The following is a 14,490-nucleotide window of genomic DNA, read 5'->3' on the forward strand; positions in this document are numbered from 1 at the left end:
GATGCCGCCTTTGCCATGTCCCGGACGTTGCCGGCGAAGTGGCCGCGGCGACGTGCCGGTGCGCAGAGGTGCCCGCTGCGGCCCCCGGCGAACCGCCACGCGGCCCGGGGCAGCTAGCGCGGGGTGACGCCCAGTTTCAGGCCGGCCAGGCCGCGTGGGCGGCGCGTGAGGCCGCGGGCCATGTCGATGACCTGCGCGGCGGCAGGGGAGTCCGGGTGGGAGAGCACCAGCGGCATGCCGGCGTCGCCCCCGGCCCGCAGCAACGGATCGAGCGCGACCTGCCCCAGCAGCGGGACCTCGGTGCCGAGGACCAGCGACAGGCGTTGCGCCAGCTCGGCGCCGCCGCCGGATCCGAAGACCTCCATGGTGGACCCGTCGGGCAGCACCAGCCAGCTCATGTTCTCGATGACCCCGACGACCTTCTGGCCGGTCTGCACGGCGATCGACCCGGCGCGCTCGGCGACCTGTGCGGCCGCCGCCTGCGGGGTGGTCACGACCACGAGCTCGGAGCCGGGCAAAAGCTGGGAGACGGAGATGGCGATGTCCCCGGTGCCCGGGGGCAGATCCAGCAGCAGCACGTCCAGGTCCCCGAAGTGCACGTCGGTGAGGAATTGCTCCAGTGCCCGGTGCAGCATCGGGCCGCGCCAGATCACCGGCTTGTTGTCGGGGACGAACATGCCGATGGAAATGACCTTCACCCCGTGCGCCACCGGCGGCAGGATCATCTCATCGACCCGGGTCGGGGTGGCCCCGGGGATGCCCAGCAGGCCGGGGATGGAGAAGCCGTGGACGTCGGCGTCGATGAGCCCCACGCGCAGCCCGTCCGCGGCCATGGCGCAGGCCAGGTTGGCGGTCAGCGAGGACTTGCCGACCCCGCCCTTGCCGCTGGCGATGGCGATGACCCGGGTCAGCGAGGCCGGGTCGGAAAACGGGATGGAGCGGCCCTTCAGCGACTCGCGCAGGGCCGCGCGCTGCTCGGGGCTCATGACCCCGAGGGCGACCTCGACGCGGGCGACCCCGGGCACCGCGGCCAGGGCGGCTGCGACGTCGGTTTCGATGGTGGAGCGCATCGGGCAGCCGGCGATGGTCAGCAGCACCGTGACGCGTGCTGTCCCGTCGTCGAGCTCGGCGGATTCGACCATGCCAAGTTCGGTGATGGGCCGGCGCAGTTCCGGGTCCTGGACGGCGGAGAGTGCTTCAAGGAGCCGAGGCTCGAGGGTCATGGCGTGTCAGTCCTCCGGGGACGCTGCCCGCGGCCCGGCGCCTTCGGGGGTACCTGCGGGATGAGTCCAGTGTTGGTCGAGGTGCGGTCCTTGCGCTTGGAGGGCTTGGCCGGCTTGGCGCGCAACTTCAGTTCCTCGCCGTCTGCGGTTTCCAGCAGGTCCTCGAGTGCCGAGCGCAATTCGGAGCGCACGTAGTCGCGGGTCGCCACGTCGCGCAGGGCGATGCGCAGGGCGGCGAGTTCGCGGGTGAGGTACTCGGTGTCCGAGAGGTTGCGCTCGGCGCGCCCGCGGTCCTCGGTCAGCGAGACCCTGTCGCGGTCGTCCTGCCGGTTCTGCGCCAGCAGCAGCAGCGGGGCGGCGTAGGAGGCCTGCAGCGAGAGCATCAGCGTCAGCGCCGTGAAGCCCAGGGCCGCGGAGTCGAAGCGCCAGCCCTCGGGCGCCAGGGTGTTCCAGATCAGCCAGAACACGCAGAAGATCGTCATGTAGAACAGGAACTGCGGGGTGCCCATGAAACGCGCGAACTTCTCGGTGCTGGAGCCGAACCTGTCCGGGTTGGGGGAAAAGCGCGGGAAGAAGCGGTTGCGGGCGGACATGGGGGTGTCGAGGCCTGTCGAGACCTGGCGCTTCTCAGCCATGGGAACCTCCGTTCAGGGGTGGTGGTGCGGTGCCGTCGGATGCGGCCTCGTTGCCGGCGGCGTCGTCGGGATGGTCGTCGTGGGTGCGCCAGTCGTCGGGCAGCAGGTGGTCGAGCACGTCATCGACGGTCACCGCACCGACCAGGCGCCCGTCGTCGTTGACCACGGCCAGCGAGGTCAGGTTGTAGCTGGCCAGGGTGCGCGCGACCTCGGCGACCTCCGCCAGGTCGTCGATGGGCTCGACGTCGGAGTCAAGGATGTTGCCCAGCGACTCCGGCGGCGGGGTGCGCAGCAGTGCCTGGATGTGCACGGCTCCCAGGTAGCGGCCCGTGGGGGTCTCCAGCGGGGGCCGGGTGACGAAGACCGTGGAGGCCAGCGCGGGGCTCAGTTCCTCGCGGCGCACCGCGGCCAGGGCCTCGGCGACGGTGGCCTCGGGGGAGAGGATCACCGGGACCGGGGTCATCATCGACCCGGCGGTGCCCTCGGCGTATTCGAGCAGGCGGCGCACGTCGCGCGCCTCCTCGGGTTCCATCAATTCCAGCAGCGCGTGCTTGGTGTCCTCGGAGAGCTCGCCCAGAAGGTCGGCGGCGTCGTCGGGGTCCATTTCCTCCAGCACGTCCGCGGCGCGCTCCATGTCCAGGGCGGAGATGATCTGCACCTGCTCGTCGTCGGGCATTTCCTGGAGCACATGGGCCAGGCGTTCGTCCTGCAGTTCGGAGGCTACCTCGACGCGGCGCTTGTCGTTCATCTCGTGCAGCGCGTCGGCGAAGTCGGCGGGCTTCATCTCGTCGTGGGCGGCGACGAAGGTGCTGGCGGCCTGCGGCTCGTGCAGCGCGGTGTGCACGATCGCGTCCCAGGGCACCAGCAGGCGTTCCCCGCGGGCACGGCGCAGCCCCAGCAGCCCGGAGGCCGGCTCGCCGCGCCTGACGTAGTAGTCGGAGATGATCCAGTCCCCGTTGCGTTCGCGGGCCAGCCCGATGTCCTCGACCACCGCGTTGCCGCTGCCGTCCCCGAACACCACGCGCCGGTCGAAGAGCTCGGCCGCCACCATGATCTCCGCGCCGCGCTGCTGGAAGCGGCGCATGTTGACCAGTCCGGTACAAATGATCTGCCCCGACTCCATGGCCTGGATGCGCGTCATGGGCACGAAGACGCGCCGCTTGCCGGGCACCTCGACGACCACGCCGACGCACTGGGCGGGCTTGGTGGCCAGGCGGGAAATGACCACGACGTCGCGCAACCGCCCGAGGCGGTCGCCGAGGGGGTCAAAGACGTCAAGGCCCAGCAGTCGTGCGATGAAGACCTTCGTAGAATTGCTGCTCACGCTCTCTAGGCTACTGCCTGCGGTGCACCGGGCGCCGGTTTGGGCAATGTGTTGAACGCGACGGTGCCAAACGCCGGTCTTCGGGCCGGTGGCTTTCACCTTCAGCGATCAAGTCAGGTCTTCGGGCCCGGCAGCGTGCACAATGGATATATGTCATCCCCACTTGGTGCATCCCCGTCCAACCCGAATTTGCCCGGCTTGCCGCGCGGCGAGCTTTTGGGGCGCTACAGCACCTACCTGGATGCCCAGAAAGTGGTGGACTACCTGGCGGACAACGACTTCCCCGTCGCCAACCTCACCATCGTGGGCAACGACCTCAAGTCGGTGGAGCGGGTCACCGCCAAGCTCAGCTACCCGAAGGTGGCCGCAGCCGGCGCCGCCCAGGGCGCCATGTTCGGCGTCTTCGTGGGCCTGGTCCTGACCATCTTCAGCCCCGGCTCCAACGCGCTGGCGCAGATCCTGTCCTCGGTGGGCATCGGCATGGCCATCTGGATGGTGGTGGGCGTGGTGAGCTATTCCTTCCGGCGCGGCAAGCGCGACTTCGCCTCGCAGTCCCAGGTCCTGGCCACCAGCTACGACGTGGTGGTCGCGTTTTCCCACGCGCATGCGGCCCGCGCCCTGGCGGCCAAGCTGCCCATGAGCCGCACGGCCGCCGACAACGGGGTCGGTGCGCACGGACAGCCGGTGCAGCCCCCTGCCCCGGTCCAGGCCGCCGGCCAGTCGGCCCCCGCCACGCCAACCGAACCGGGCGCCCCGACTTCGGGCAGCTATTCGGACCTGCCCGATGGACGCCCGCAGTTCGGCATCCGGATCCAGGACAACCAGCCGCCGGCCGCAACCCCCGCGCCGCAGGCGCCAGCGGCAGCACCGGCCTCGGAAGCGGCCAGCACGCCCGAGGAGGCAGCCGATACCGAACCCGGCGTCTCGGCCGGGGCAGGGGAAGCCACGCCGGAGGATGCAAACCACCAGGAACACGGCAAGCACCGTTAGCCACCGGCCCGGCACCGGCGGGAGGGATCCCGTGGGCCACGCCGAGAAGTCATGAAACGCGAAGGCGGCCTTCATCCGTGAGGATGAAGGCCGCCTTCGCGTTATGGCCGGCGGGCGCGATTAGCCCTTGCGAACCTGCGCCATCCATTCCTCGACCTCGGCCGGGGTGCGCGGCAGCGCGGCGGAGAGGTTCACGCAACCGTCCGCGGTGATGAGCACGTCGTCCTCGATGCGCACGCCGATGCCACGGTATTCCTCGGGCACGGCCAGGTCCTCGTTCTTGAAGTACAAGCCCGGCTCGATGGTGAAGACCATGCCCTCCTCAAGGATGCCGTCCAGGTACAGCTCGGCCTTGGCCTGCGCGCAGTCGTGCACGTCCAGGCCCAGGTGGTGGCTGGTGCCGTGCGGCATCCAGCGGCGGTGCTGCTGGCCCTCGGGGGAGAGTGCCTCCTCGAGCGGCACCGGAAGCAGGCCCCAGGCGTCGAGGTTCTGCGCCAGCACGGTCACCGCGGCGGTGTGCAGGTCGCGGAACCTGGTGCCGGGCTTAGCCACGGCGAACGCTGCGTCGGCGGCATCGAGCACCGCCTGGTAGATCTTGCGCTGAACCTCGGAGTAGCTGCCGTTGACCGGCAGGGTGCGGGTCACGTCGGCGGTGTACAGGGACTCGGCCTCGACGCCGGCATCGAGCAGCAGCAGGTCGCCGTCGTTGACGGTGCCGTTGTTGTTGATCCAGTGCAGCACCGTCGCGTTGTTGCCCGAGGCGGCGATGGTGTCGTATCCCAGGTCGTTGCCGTCCTCGCGGGCCCGGGCGAAGAAGGCGCCCTCGACAACGCGCTCGCCGCGCTCGTGCGCGACCGCCCGGTCCAGCGACCTGACCACGTTGTGGAACCCGTTGACCGTCGCGGCCACGGACTTCTTCATCTCCGCGATCTCCCACTGGTCCTTGACCAGGCGGATCTCGCTCAGTGCCTCGGAGAGTTCCCCGTCCAGCGAGTCGGAAACCTCAAGGTCCACCCCGGTGTTGATGCGGGAGGTGTCGACCAGGGCGTCGCAGTTCATGTCGACGTCGCGCAGCAGGCGGATGCGCATGCCTCCAAGTTCCACCACGCCGGCGTCCTTGGTGATGGCGACCTCGAGCCCGGACAGATCGGCGGTGGGCAGTCCCAGGCGCGCCTGCAGCAGCGGCAGGGTCGGGCGCGGGCCGATCCAGAATTCGCCGGTGCGGGCGCTGGAGTAGAACTCCTCGGAGTCGCGGCCCGCCATGGGCGAGAAGTACAGGGTGGAAACGTGGTTCGACCCGTTGTCGCCGGCGCCCGCCTCGGTGGGCTCCAGCACCAGGACGGCTTCCGGTTCGTGGTCAAGTCCCAGCCCGGTCAGGTGCGCGAAGCCGGAATGGGGCCGGAAGCGGTAGTCGGTGTCGTTTGACCTGACCTTGTGTGGTCCGGCGGGAACGACCAGGCGTTCGCCGGGGAACCTGGCCGAGATGGCCGCGCGGCGGGCGGCCGCGTACGGCGCGACCTCGTCCGCGCCCGGAAGCGTGGAGGTGTCGGGCGCCCATGACGAGGCCATGAACTTCTTGAATGCCTCGGAGTTGGGGCGCTGGGAACGGTTGTTCACGCGCTCTTCGAGGGGCTGGTCGCTGCCGGTGGTGGTGGTTGCATCAGTGCTCATCGACCAATCGTCTCAAAGCCCGGGCGTATACGCCAAGGCGCCCTCCAAGCGAAGCGGTTCCCGCACCGTCCATGGCATGGTTGTGCGCGCCAACCGCAAGGCTTCGGGGGCGACGTCCCCTGATCATCGGGCTGCCCATCGGACTGTCGTGTTCGTCGGGGGAAGAACCCCGCGGGGCGCTGCCGACGGCACCGCGCCGAGGGACTACCCTGAGAGCTATGCGGATCGACCTTCATACCCACTCACATGTCTCCGACGGGACGGAGCACCCCGCCGAATTGGTTGCGGCGGCCAAGGCCGCAGGCCTGGACGTTCTGGCGTTGACCGACCACGACCAGACTGCAGGCTGGGAAGCGGCCGGAGAAGCGGCACTTGAAGTCGGAGTTGGGCTGGTCCCGGGCATGGAAATCTCCTGCAAGACCAAGTCCGGGGTCAGCGTCCACCTGCTTTGCTATCTTCATGACCCCGCACATGCTGGCCTGATCGAGGAAATCGGAAAGGCCCGGGATGCGCGCATTACCCGGGCCCGGCGCATGGTCGAGTTGCTCGCAGAGGACTATCCGGTGGATTGGGACATGATCGCCCGCCATTCGATCCCCGGCGGGACGATCGGCCGTCCCCACATTGCCGACGCCCTGGTTACCGCCGGCGTGGTTCGCACCCGAACCGAGGCGTTCGCGGAGGTGCTGACCGCCCGTTCGCGATACTACGTCGGGCACTACGCCATGGATCCGGTGACCGCGGTCAAGCTGGTACGCGATGCCGGCGGGGTCCCTGTCTTTGCGCACCCCGTGGCTTCTGCCCGAGGCCGGGTTGTGGGGGAAGAGACATTCGAGCAGATGATCGACGCCGGATTGCTTGGACTGGAAATCGATCACAGGGACAACCCCGAGGAAGGGCGCAAATTCCTCCGTGCGCTAGCGCGAAAACATGACTTGATCGTCACAGGATCCTCGGACTACCACGGTGCCGGCAAGCCGAACCGTCTGGGAGAGAACACCACCAGCACGGAAATGCTGCAGCGGATCCTGGACGCCGGGACCGGAAGCGCTCCGGTGGGAATGCCTGACCTGTTCTAGCCGACCGGCTGGAGCGCACCGCCACCGTCCCGACCGGGGTGCTGGCGGTGCGCTTTTTTGATGCCCTGACAGTGGTCGACAAAGTCGCTAATGCCGTGGTCAGGTACCTATTGTTTCCACTCGTGCGTTCGGTGGTCGAGGCATTCGCAGGCGGCGCAAAACTATTTCTCTCTTAACGACAATTAAGTTGTGAACTGTTATTTGAGACTTCTAATTGACGTCATATGGGCGGGCAATTTGCCCCGTTTTCGGGTGCGTCTTTCCTGACGTCTGCACCGGATCAGATTCGCTGCTGGGGGAGTGGACGCCGGACACCTGCTACTATCGTTCTAGTTGCTTCGCTGTTTGAAATGTTTTTGTTGAGCTTAGTTCCAGCGTTTCACGAAGCAACTCGCAGCCACGGCGGTAGGAATTTCACCGTCAATTTGGATGTATATCGGTGTCGCGCACGGGTGAGGAAAACCTCCCTGCGACCTAAGTCCGATGTCCAAGTGTCCGGCATGAAGCCCGGGTGGTTATGCGCGCTCAGAATGCGTCCACGCCGGATGCCTGCTCGATTCGTGTATGCGAAGTCGATTAATTGTGCCCTAGTCGGCCAGCGCGCAACTATAGGAATTGTTGCCGGCGGCATTCCTACGTAGAGAGGATGGATATGGATCTCGAAACCGGGGACTATCAACTTCTCGCAGGATCGGTTGTCCTGGGATTGTTGGTGCTGTTTTACGGGGGGACATTTGTTATGTCCCTTTTTATTGGAAAAAAGAAGGAAAATGCCGACGGTTATATGACAGCCGGAAACAAAATTGGTTTCGGCGTCTCTGCGGCCAGCATGACGGCAACTTGGATTTGGGCATCCTCGATGTACGCCTCGGCGACTTCGGGCTATACCTATGGCATTTCCGGGCCGATTCACTACGGTCTTTGGGGTGCGTTGATGATTCTATTCATCTACCCCTTCGGCCGGAGGATCCGTGCGGTAGCGCCAAAGGCACACACCCTCGCGGAGGTCATGTACGCCCGCCATGGTCGTTCCAGCCAGCTCATGCTGGCAGGATCCAATATCCTTGGCAGCGTTATCTCCCTGACCTCAAACTTCATTGCCGGTGGCGCGCTTATCGCATTGCTCTCGCCATTCAGCTTCCGGCAAGGCATCATCGCCGTGGCCGCAGGCATCCTGCTCTACACGCTCTGGTCAGGGTTCCGCGCATCGGTGCTTACCGACTTCGCCCAGGTAGTAGCGATGCTTGGCGCGGTGGTGATCATCATTCCGGTGGTCTTCTTTGCCGCCGGTGGTCCGGGGCTCTTTGAAACCGGAGCCTCAAACCTTTCGGCACAGCAGAGCAATTTCTTCTCCTCCGACGCGTTCATGAACCAGGGTGCCCCGTACATCGCGGCCGTTCTTGCGTACGCCATCGGAAACCAGACGATCGCCCAGCGCCTCTTCGCGGTGCGTGAGGACCTCATCAAGCCGACCTTCATCACCGCGACAATAGGCTATGGCGCCACGATCATCGGATTTGGCATGCTTGGCGTCATAGCACTGTACGCGGGGATAACCCCGATTGACGGTGACACCAACAACCTGATTCCGCAGATGGCCGTCACTTACCTTGGACCGGTCCTGTTGTGCGTCTTCTTCATCATGATCCTGGGTTCACTTTCCTCCACGGCCGATTCGGATCTGGCGGCGCTTTCCTCGATCGCCATGGCCGACATTTACGGCCAGTCGGTGGGCAAGAAGAACGCCAATCCAAAGACGATGCTCCTGGTCGGCCGCATCACCATGATTCTCGCCACCGCCGCGGGACTGTTCTTTGCCACCGGGCAGATGAACATCCTTGACTTGTTGGTCTTCGTCGGCGCGCTTTGGGGTGCGCTGGTGTTCCCGGTCATTGCGAGCTTCTATTGGAAGAAGGTCACCAACATGGCCTTCACCGTTTCGACGCTTGCCGCGCTGGCCTTGTTCCTGCCCGTGCGCTTCGAATGGATTTCCATGTCCGGCGCGACCGGCTACATCGTTGACATCATTTCCATCGTCGGCGTCGGTGTGGTCCTTGGCCTCATGAGCTTTGGATTCTTCGGGCTCAAGATTGCCCGGATCATTGGAATTGCGGCCGTCGTAATCGTGGCGCCGTTCGCATTCGGCACCCTTCACGAATACGCAGTGCTTAGCGGTTCACTGGTCGCTTATTCGGTATCGACCGTCGTTTGCTACCTCATGTCCGTGCGTTCGAAGCAGGACTTCGATTTCAGCACCATCAAGGACCGTGTCGGTGACTTCGACCCCGTCGAGACGGTCACGAGCGACGTCGACCCCGTGGTCACCAGCAAGTAGAGACAAAGAAACAGGAGGCTGTCATGGATATTTTTTGGTTGACCGTATACGTCTTGATCTGGCCCGTCGTTGTTGGCGGTACGCTTTTCGTGATTGTGCGCGCGTTCTATCGTGAATGGCGCCAGGCACGTGCCGAGGGCCGGGGCATGGTCTAGGCCGCAGAGGGGCGGCAAGCAGGCCAAAGGCCAACCGTCGTCCCGATTGCTGCAAGAGCATGGAGTCTGCCTGTCACACAGGCAGACTCCATGCTCTTTTTGAGCCACGCCGGCATTGTGGCCCAGTCAGCCGCTTCGAGCGCCAGGGGCCGTTCGCCAACGTCCAGTCGGACGTCGGTGTCATGCTGCAATTGGCCGAACCGCCTATCGAATTTCCCCCGCAGCACCACGCGTTCCTGATCGATGACGAACAATTCGACCGAACCAACGCGCTGATACAGGAACGCGGGGTCGAGCGGACCACTACATCGAATTCATTACTCGCCCGTACCTGCAAAGGGATTCGGCGGCTGGTTCGGCAGTTCTAGTCCTCGAAGAGGGAATCGCAGCCAGGGGCGCTGGTTCCCTGGTTGCAGTTATCCGCCACGAGGATCTTCTTGGTCCGCCACACGCTCATCGTGATGGGCTGGCTCGGGACATTGGCAACACCGGGGATCGGTGTCCACGGGCCGCCCTCCGTCGAGTACTCCCCGCGGAACCGGGTGGTCAGCCCGACCCCGAAGTCGCCGGTGTCCTTGTAGACGTGGCTGGTGCTGGTCGGCTCGTCAAAGCCGCGCTGGGCCATGGGCGCACCGGGAAAGTTCAGGCTCCGTGTTGTCCCGTCCCCGTATGACCACACATAGGTCACCGGTATCGCCCGGACGCGGACGGCTTGGTCGAAGAGCTCGATGTTGAAGTTCTGGGTTTTGGACTCCGCATACATGTGGGCGTGTCCATTGCGCAGCGAAAAGCTCTCCGGCTGGCTGAAGATTGTGGATGCGCTGATCGGCATCCGTCGAAACTGTTCCGGCGTGACTCTGGCAATGTCTTGTTCAGCACCGGGGACTTCGATCGTTGGCTCAACGGTGCAATATTGCCGCATAGAAAGGACCCTTCCAACGCGGGGCCCATTGAGCGCCTTGATTAATCTAGTCAAGGTGTAACTGCCGTCCGGGCATGAAGGGTCCGTGTTGGCCACACAAACTCTAATCAGCGTCATCGCCGGACTGCATTCCTGATAGTAAGTAACTTCGTAACGAATTTTTGGTCCGTTGCTAATGGTCCGCGTGCGTCCAGTCTTTTTGTCCCCATAGGTACGGCCGCCGTTGCTGAAACTACAGCCGGGATTCTTGGCAATAAATTCACTCCCGTTTGCTGAATATCCGGCCTCGTGACAGGCATAGGCAATATTTGCAGATATAACTACGTTGAATGAGGCCAGCAGGAGGGCCAACGCGCTCAATATTGCAAATTTCTGGGCTTTCATATCCGATCATTCCGAGTCAAGCCACTGAAGATCGATGACTTGCCAGCCCTTGTCGTATTCCATTCCAAGGGCTCCAATATCAGGCTTCTCTGTTCCCGGCAGCTTTCCGTAGTATTCGGCTTTTTTGTCGTAGACCAACAGCTCTTCTCGCTCCAATCGAAAATTGGCAACACCAGAGTGCCCTTCTGCAATGGCAAGGGTAACTGCTGCATCGAGTTGTCCACCCACCGACCACGCGCCATTTTTAGCCAGTCCGTCGGCTGGGTCAATGAAACTTCGAACACAAATTTCACATTGCGGCCGCGTGACTGCTTTTATGGGGCGGGTGTCGTTGGTGACGTACATGTATTCGAGAAGGTCAAACCAGTGCATTGTAAATGCCGCGATTCCTACATCGGACTTTTCTTTTGCAGCCTCGGGCATCTTTGGCACCGGCCAGTTCTTCGCGGGGCCCTTTGAGCTCGCTGGTACTGGTGTGGGCGTTGGCTTCGCAGTTGGACTCGGTGACGGTGCAGGAGCGGAGCTGGAAGCCGCAGGGGTTGAAGCCGAAGTCGAACCGGTGGGCTCGGCAGGAGTCGCATCCCCGGTGCATCCGGTCGCCGCGAGCAGTAGGGCACCCGAGCAGCAAACGACAATGACTTTCTTGATTTTCGTAAACATGCCAGAGGCCTACGATTCGGTCGGAGTCAATTAGCTGACATCCTAGCCCCGTTCCCAAGACTTCGGGAGCGTTTTCCACAGGGCATTGCTAGCGGCAGCATCGTTCGTGTTGCCGTTGAGACACTCTGGACCGCCATTGGGCGAGGAAAAGATCGGGTGACCTATGCATCGACGATGGCCTGGATCTGGGGCTCGACGCCAAGAGGGTTGCCGATGCGGCAATTATCGATTCCGGTGGGGAACTTATTCCGGCCGTGGCAGCGTGATCCCGCCAGATAGCAGGAAGCCCCGTGTTGCCTTGGGATATCGAGGCAACACGGGGCTCAGCGCGTCAAAGGTCTTGGCTCGTGGAAAGGGCCAAGGGGCGCCACCGCGAACGTGGAAACAACACCCCGAGGAAGGGTCAGTCTTCCAGGGCCTGAAGCAGCGTTGCCTTCGGGATGCGCTTGGTCATCACGGCAATGGACTGCGGGTTTTCGTCCACGCAGACAAATCGTCGGCCCAAGGCCTGGGCAACGGAACCGGTGGTCCCGGAGCCGGCGAAGAAGTCCAGGACCCAGTCGCCCTCTCGCGAGCTCGCGTTGATGATCCGGCGCAGGATGCCCTCGGGCTTCTGCGTCGGGTATCCGGTTTTTTCCTTGCCGGTGGGCGAGACGATGGTGTGCCACCAGACGTCGGTGGGCAGCTTGCCGCGTTCGCGCTTCTCGGCGGTGACCAAACCGGGGGCCATGTAGGGCTCGCGGTCGACCTCGGCGTTGTCGAAGTGGTAGGTCTTGGGGTTCTTGACGTACACCAGGATGTTGTCGTGCTTGGCCGGCCAGCGGGACTTGGCCCGTGCGCCGTAGTCGTAGGCCCAGATGATCTCGTTCAGGAAGGACTCGCGGCCGAAGATCGAATCGAGCATGACCTTGGCGTAGTGCACCTCGCGGTAGTCAAGGTGCACATACAGCGTCCCGTCGTCGGCCAGCAGCCGCCAGGCCTCGCGCAGGCGCGGCTCCAGGAAGGACCAGTAGTCGTCGAACGCGTCGTCGTAGCTGTGCAGGTCCCCGCGCAGGGTGGAGTAGCTCCGGCCCTGGAAACCGACCCGGTCGCCCTCGCCGGCGGCCGTGCGGACAGACGTCATGACCTGGCGCTTTTGCGTTCGGCCGGTGTTGAACGGCGGATCGACGTAGATCAGGGTGAAGGATTCATCGGGCAGGGTAGGCAGGAACGTCGCGTTTTCGGCATGGACGATCAGGTTGGGTCCTGCCGGATCCCAGGCGGTGGCTGGGGATGCAGCGGCGGGCCCATCGGCGTCCGGTGAGGGATCGGCGATGGGCCCGTCGGGAATGCTGGTCAACGTCATCTAGTTGCTTGGCGTCAATCTACTCGGCGTCGGTGCGGTTCACGACTTCGCCGTCGCGGCGGCGGGTGCGGCTGCGATTGGGGCGGGTGCGTGCCGGGCGCTCGGCCTTCGGGGCGCCCTGGTCCGCGGACTCGGAACCGGTGGCGTGCTCGGAGGCAGGGGCGGATTCGCGGTGGCGCTCGCCCTCGCGGGCCGGACGGTCGGAGCGGCCGCGGGAATGGCCGTGGCGTCCGCCGCGCTCACCGCTGTTGCCGCCGCGCTCACCGCTGTTGCCGCCGCGCTCGCCGCCGCGTTCTCCGCGACGCCCGCCTTCGGAGGAACGCGAAGCGTGCTTCTTGCCCGTCTCGCCCAGGTCCTCGAGCTTTTCGCCGGCCAGGCCCTCGAGCTTGCGCGCGTGGCGCGGCAACCGGCCCTTGGTCCCCGCGGGGATGTTCAGGTCGGCGTAGAGGTGCGGCGAGGAGGAGTAGGTTTCCACCGGCTCGGTGACGTTCAGGCCCAGGGCCTTGTTGATCAATCCCCAGCGGGGTACGTCTTCCCAGTCCACGAAGGTCACCGCGGTGCCCTTGTTGCCGGCGCGGCCGGTGCGGCCCACGCGGTGAAGGTAGGTCTTCTCGTCCTCCGGGCACTGCAGGTTGATCACGTGGGTGACGTCGTCCACGTCGATGCCGCGGGCCGCGACGTCGGTGGCGACCAGCACGTCGACCTTGTTGTTGCGGAAGGCGCGCAGCGCCTGCTCGCGGGCACCCTGGCCCAGGTCGCCGTGCATGGCGCCGGCGGCGAAACCGCGATCGATCAGCTCGTCGGTCAGCTTGGCCGCCGAGCGCTTGGTCTTGGTGAAGATGATGGTCCGGCCGCGGCCCTCGGACTGCAGGATGCGGGCGACGACCTCGTCCTTGTCCAGCTGGTGGGCGCGGTAGACGACCTGGCGGATGTCCTTCTTGGTGATCGAGTCGTCGTCCGGGTCGGCGGCGCGGATGTGCGTCGGCTTGGTCATGTAGCGGCGCGCCATGGCGATGACCGGGCCGGGCATGGTGGCCGAGAAGAGCATGGTCTGGCGGATCGCGGGGGTCGCGGCCAGCAGCGTCTCGACGTCCGGGAGGAAGCCCAGGTCAAGCATCTCGTCGGCCTCGTCGAGGATCACGATGCGCACGTTCTTCAGGTTCAGGTGGCGCTGGCGGTGCAGGTCGATCAGGCGGCCGGGGGTGCCGACCACGATCTCGACGCCGTTGTTCAGCTGCTCGATCTGCGGCTCGTAGGCACGTCCGCCGTAGATCGTGGCGATGCGGGCGTTGCGCTTGGTCGAGGCCTTCTCGATGTCGGCTGCGACCTGCACGGCAAGCTCGCGGGTCGGGGCGACGATCAGTGCCTGCGGGGCGCCGGGGGCCGGAAGCTTGTCGTAGCCCTCGTCGTCCGGGCCGACCACGCGCTGCAGCGCGGGGATGCCGAAGCCGAAGGTCTTGCCGGTGCCGGTCTTGGCCTGGCCGATGATGTCGTGCCCGCCCAGTGCGACCGGGAGGGTCATCGACTGGATGGGGAAGGGGTGCAGGATCCCGGCGTCCGTGAGGGACTCGACAATGTCGGCGCGCACGCCGAAGTCGGCGAAGGTCAGCTGCGGGATTTCGTGCGGGGTTTCATTGGTGGACAGGGATTCTTCGATGTCCACTGCCTCGGACGCCGAATCGGCGGTGAGCAGGTGTTCTGTATTCGACACGGGGGGTCTCATTCGTTTAGGCACTTGCGGAGTGCGGTGCTCGACGACCGTTCCCG

Annotated in this window: 12 protein-coding genes; 4 read left to right on the top strand and 8 right to left on the bottom strand. The window is 64.9% G+C overall.

From position 1 onward, the window contains the following. Positions 1-113: 113 nt before the first annotated feature. From KRR55_RS10580 to KRR55_RS10590, 3 genes are read right to left on the bottom strand one after another with little or no spacing between them, the layout of a single operon-like run. Positions 114-1,223 (bottom strand): Mrp/NBP35 family ATP-binding protein, encoded by a 1,110-nt coding sequence (locus KRR55_RS10580; protein ID WP_217389059.1) that lies wholly within the window; start codon positions 1,221-1,223, stop codon positions 114-116. Continuing rightward, positions 1,220-1,858, bottom strand: a complete 639-nt coding sequence (locus KRR55_RS10585; RefSeq protein ID WP_217389060.1) for a DUF1003 domain-containing protein — start codon at positions 1,856-1,858, stop codon at positions 1,220-1,222. Before KRR55_RS10585 ends, KRR55_RS10580 begins: the two co-directional genes overlap by 4 nt. Beyond that, on the bottom strand, positions 1,851-3,182 hold the full coding sequence (locus KRR55_RS10590) for a magnesium transporter MgtE N-terminal domain-containing protein (protein WP_336245094.1): 1,332 nt from the start codon (positions 3,180-3,182) through the stop codon (positions 1,851-1,853). Before KRR55_RS10590 ends, KRR55_RS10585 begins: the two co-directional genes overlap by 8 nt. A gap of 150 nt (positions 3,183-3,332) precedes the next feature. On the opposite strand from KRR55_RS10590, the gene KRR55_RS10595 reads away from it, so the two are divergent. Further along, positions 3,333-4,172 (top strand): YflT domain-containing protein, encoded by an 840-nt coding sequence (locus tag KRR55_RS10595; RefSeq protein WP_217389061.1) that lies wholly within the window; start codon positions 3,333-3,335, stop codon positions 4,170-4,172. A gap of 120 nt (positions 4,173-4,292) precedes the next feature. Here the strand turns inward: KRR55_RS10595 and KRR55_RS10600 are convergent, their stop codons facing one another. Then, a complete protein-coding gene (locus KRR55_RS10600) occupies positions 4,293-5,843 on the bottom strand; it encodes an aminopeptidase P family protein (protein ID WP_217389062.1) in 1,551 nt (516 codons plus the stop codon). 218 nt (positions 5,844-6,061) lie between these two features. Between KRR55_RS10600 and KRR55_RS10605 the strand changes: the two genes are divergently transcribed. From KRR55_RS10605 to KRR55_RS10615, 3 genes are all read left to right on the top strand, one after another. Then, positions 6,062-6,922, top strand: a complete 861-nt coding sequence (locus tag KRR55_RS10605; protein WP_217389063.1) for a PHP domain-containing protein — start codon at positions 6,062-6,064, stop codon at positions 6,920-6,922. 652 nt (positions 6,923-7,574) lie between these two features. Further along, positions 7,575-9,257, top strand: a complete 1,683-nt coding sequence (locus KRR55_RS10610) for a sodium:solute symporter family protein (protein ID WP_217389257.1) — start codon at positions 7,575-7,577, stop codon at positions 9,255-9,257. Positions 9,258-9,280: 23 nt separating this feature from the next. Beyond that, complete coding sequence (locus KRR55_RS10615) at positions 9,281-9,412, top strand: putative transporter small subunit (RefSeq protein WP_217389064.1); 132 nt, start codon at positions 9,281-9,283, stop codon at positions 9,410-9,412. Between the two features lie 364 nt (positions 9,413-9,776). Here KRR55_RS10615 and KRR55_RS10620 read toward each other — a convergent pair whose 3' ends face one another. The 4 genes from KRR55_RS10620 to KRR55_RS10635 form a co-directional block, all read right to left on the bottom strand. Further along, positions 9,777-10,244, bottom strand: a complete 468-nt coding sequence (locus KRR55_RS10620; RefSeq protein WP_217389065.1) for a hypothetical protein — start codon at positions 10,242-10,244, stop codon at positions 9,777-9,779. Positions 10,245-10,724: 480 nt separating this feature from the next. Further along, positions 10,725-11,378, bottom strand: a complete 654-nt coding sequence (locus KRR55_RS20510) for a DUF6318 family protein (RefSeq protein WP_256449166.1) — start codon at positions 11,376-11,378, stop codon at positions 10,725-10,727. Between the two features lie 403 nt (positions 11,379-11,781). After that, on the bottom strand, positions 11,782-12,723 hold the full coding sequence (locus tag KRR55_RS10630; protein WP_254456087.1) for a DNA-methyltransferase: 942 nt from the start codon (positions 12,721-12,723) through the stop codon (positions 11,782-11,784). A gap of 19 nt (positions 12,724-12,742) precedes the next feature. Further along, positions 12,743-14,416, bottom strand: a complete 1,674-nt coding sequence (locus tag KRR55_RS10635) for a DEAD/DEAH box helicase (protein WP_254456113.1) — start codon at positions 14,414-14,416, stop codon at positions 12,743-12,745. Between the last annotated feature and the right edge of the window lie 74 nt (positions 14,417-14,490).

The sequence above is a fragment of the Paeniglutamicibacter quisquiliarum genome, assembly GCF_019084045.1.
In the GTDB taxonomy this organism is placed as follows: Bacteria; Actinomycetota; Actinomycetes; order Actinomycetales; family Micrococcaceae; genus Paeniglutamicibacter; species Paeniglutamicibacter quisquiliarum.